The following is a 2708-nucleotide window of genomic DNA, read 5'->3' on the forward strand; positions in this document are numbered from 1 at the left end:
AGTGCGTCCTGGACAGGCGCTGGCGACCCAGACAGCCCATAGTGGCGGGGGGGGGGTGATAGACCGCTCCCACGCTCGCTGTCTAGCCTTAAAATCGATGCGTGTACTGTTAAATTGGACTTGACATGACCAGCGACTGGCGATCTGTCGTTAGAAGCTACGCAATCACAGCGCTGTGGCTCGCCTTGAGCCTGGTGGGCTCGATGCTCGCGCAGGTTACGCGCGATGACGATGACACTTACTGCTGGCTGCTCGGGCTTGCGGTGATTTGTGGCTATATCGCAGGCAAGCGCCTGTTCGATGCGATCGAGGTGTCCAAGCGATCATGAAACCATTAATGATCGACTTATTTGCAGGGCTTGGAGGATGGGCCGAAGGCGGTTTAGCGGAATGCTACGATGTCATCGGATTCGACATCGAACAGCACGTCTACGGCGATCATTGCTATCCGGCACAATTGATCCTGCAAGATGTCCTGACGCTGCATGGCCGGCAGTTCAAGGACGTTGACTTGATCGTGGCCAGCCCGCCTTGCCAGGAGTTCAGTTGGATGGCGATGCCCTGGAAGCGCGCCAAGCAGGTCGCGCGGGCGCTTCGAGGTGAGGACGAGTTTCCGGAAGGCTATCGCGGCTCGCGCACGGTGGCCGAGCTCACGGCATTGTTCGATGCCTGTTTCAGGATTCAGCGCGAGGCTTCTGAGGCAGCGGGCCGACACATTCCGATGGTGGTCGAGAACGTTCGCGGCGCGATTCCGTGGGTCGGTCGATCGAGGTGGAACTTCGGCAGCTATCAGCTATGGGGCGATGTGCCGGCGCTGATGCCGATGACGAAGCAGGCGGCGAAAGTACCGGGACTGGACTGGAGCAAGTTCGGCCAGCACAACTACGGCTACAAAGACGGCGAAGTCGGCGGCTGTTTCAGAGATTCGGCGATCAAGAACGCTGGCGGCTCCTGGTTCAACATCGCCCACAACACGACGAGCGGCACAGGGCGCAATCCGGATGGGCGAGCTCCGATGTGGAAAAGAGGATTTCAGGCCACTGCGGCTGATCGACTCGACGACGGTCGCAAACACCAAGGCAGCGGTGCTGTCTGGTTCGACACCGGACGGGCATCTTTGCCCTCTGCCAGTCCGCGCAGAAAAGCCGCCTCAGCGCTGATCGCGAAGATTCCGCTGGAACTCTCGCGCCATATCGCGCGAATCTTTCTGCCCCAATGAAGCAGTCCTCACTCGAAGAACGCTTTCGCGATCAGGTCGCGCGCTACCGATTGCCCGAACCTATCTACGAATATAGGTTTGCGAAGATCGTGGGACGCCAGCATCGATTCGATGCCTGCTGGCCAACCTATCACTTAGGCGTCGAGCTGCAGGGCTTCAACGTCGAGTCGGTGAAGCTCGCCCGCGGCCATCATCAGCGCGTCGTGACCTCGGGGCATTTCAGCGTCGGGCAGATTGCGGAGGATTGTGACAAGTTGAACATGGCGATTTTGCTGGGCTGGAGTGTTTTGCAGTTCACCGAATCGCACCTGAAAGCCGATCAAGCCATGCCGGTGCTGCAACGGGTGCTGGTCGCTAGGGGATGGGACGGCATGCTCGCGCCGTTACAGCCGATGCAAGCCGAGCTGGCAGTGGATCCGTTTTGAATCCTTATATTTTCCGAGATCGCGGATACTGAAGTTGTTTCATGGCAGGAAAACCAGGCAAAGGCGGCAGACCCAAGGGCGGCAAGAAGTTTGGTGGCCGCAAGAAGGGCACCCCGAACAAAGTCAGCGGCGACGTACGCGAAGCGCTCAAGCTGCTCGCCGCATGTCACGTACGTGAACTCGCCACATGGATGAAACAGATACGTGATCCGGCACGGCGCATCCAACTGTTCATCGATTTGCTTGAATACACCGTGCCGAAGCTGGGGCGAATGGAACACACCGGTCCCAATGGAGGGCCGATTCAGCAGCAGACACTTGGTATTCAACTCGACGGTGCGTTGACCGACGAGGACGCGGCGCACGCCTACAAAGCGTTTCTGAAGGGCGATGAGTCCTGATGGTCTTATTGCCAGCTTCGAACCTATCAAGCCCGAGCGAAAGAGCCAGGCACACTACGATGACGTGTTCAATGAGCGCAAACGGCGCATCGCCTATATTCGCAAACACCCGAAAGAGTGGCGCATGCTCAGACGTTACTACCAAACGCATATCGCCGATCACGTCAACGATTGGGGCATTCACGTCGATCCGCGCTTGATCGCATCGGGCGCGCGCGCCGTGATGCCGTTCGAACTGTTCGCCCGTCAACGCGAGCTGATTGATTTCTGGTACGACTGCTGGCGCTCCAACCAGTACGGGCTCACCGAGAAAAGCCGTGACGTTGGGGCGAGCTACTGTTTCGTGGGCTTCGCCATTGCACTGGGTACGTTGTTCGATGACATGCCTATAGGGCTCGGTAGCTACAAGGGCGAGAAAGTGGACAACGGCCCGGCTGATTCTGGTTCGCTGTTCTGGAAAGTGCGCGAGTACCTGGAATGGATGCCGGATTTTGCGGTCGCCGGCTACGTGCAGAAGTTGCATGCGCAGGAGCGCAAGATCTATTTCCCCAAAACTCGCAGTTCCATTATCGGCGAGATCGGCGACAACATTGGCCGCGGTGGGCGCACGGCTGTGTACGGAGTGGATGAGACCGCATGGCTCGAACACGGCCTGGTGGTGGA

5 protein-coding genes are annotated in these 2708 nt (G+C 58.5%); all 5 read left to right on the forward strand.

What is annotated here, in order from left to right; all coding sequences use genetic code 11:
- The first annotated feature begins 125 nt into the window (after window positions 1-125).
- Entirely contained in the window at window positions 126-329 is a 204-nt protein-coding gene (locus WCB02_RS28345) for a hypothetical protein (protein ID WP_423963059.1), read from the forward strand.
- Window positions 269-1219, forward strand: a complete 951-nt coding sequence (locus tag WCB02_RS28350; RefSeq protein ID WP_423963060.1) for a DNA cytosine methyltransferase — start codon at window positions 269-271, stop codon at window positions 1217-1219. Before WCB02_RS28345 ends, WCB02_RS28350 begins: the two co-directional genes overlap by 61 nt.
- Complete coding sequence (locus WCB02_RS28355; RefSeq protein WP_423963061.1) at window positions 1216-1644, forward strand: hypothetical protein; 429 nt, start codon at window positions 1216-1218, stop codon at window positions 1642-1644. The genes WCB02_RS28350 and WCB02_RS28355 overlap by 4 nt, the downstream gene beginning before the upstream one ends.
- A 41-nt stretch (window positions 1645-1685) precedes the next feature.
- The gene (locus WCB02_RS28360; protein WP_423963062.1) at window positions 1686-2045 is read left to right on the forward strand and encodes a hypothetical protein; all 360 of its coding nucleotides are present in this window, start codon (window positions 1686-1688) and stop codon (window positions 2043-2045) included.
- Window positions 2035-2708, forward strand: a 674-nt coding sequence (locus tag WCB02_RS28365; RefSeq protein WP_423963063.1) for a hypothetical protein, incomplete at its 3' end; no start/stop codon positions are given. The genes WCB02_RS28360 and WCB02_RS28365, both read left to right, overlap by 11 nt.

The sequence above is a fragment of the Bradyrhizobium sp. genome (assembly GCF_049581145.1).
Taxonomy (GTDB): Bacteria; Pseudomonadota; Alphaproteobacteria; order Rhizobiales; family Xanthobacteraceae; genus Bradyrhizobium.

Excerpts from the sequence above, each read along its gene's own strand:
- WCB02_RS28355 (WP_423963061.1), top strand. The coding sequence starts at position 1,216 with ATGAAGCAGTCCTCACTCGAAGAACGCTTTCGCGATCAGGTCGCGCGC.
- WCB02_RS28360 (WP_423963062.1), top strand. The coding sequence starts at position 1,686 with ATGGCAGGAAAACCAGGCAAAGGCGGCAGACCCAAGGGCGGCAAGAAG.
- WCB02_RS28345 (WP_423963059.1), top strand. The coding sequence starts at position 126 with ATGACCAGCGACTGGCGATCTGTCGTTAGAAGCTACGCAATCACAGCG.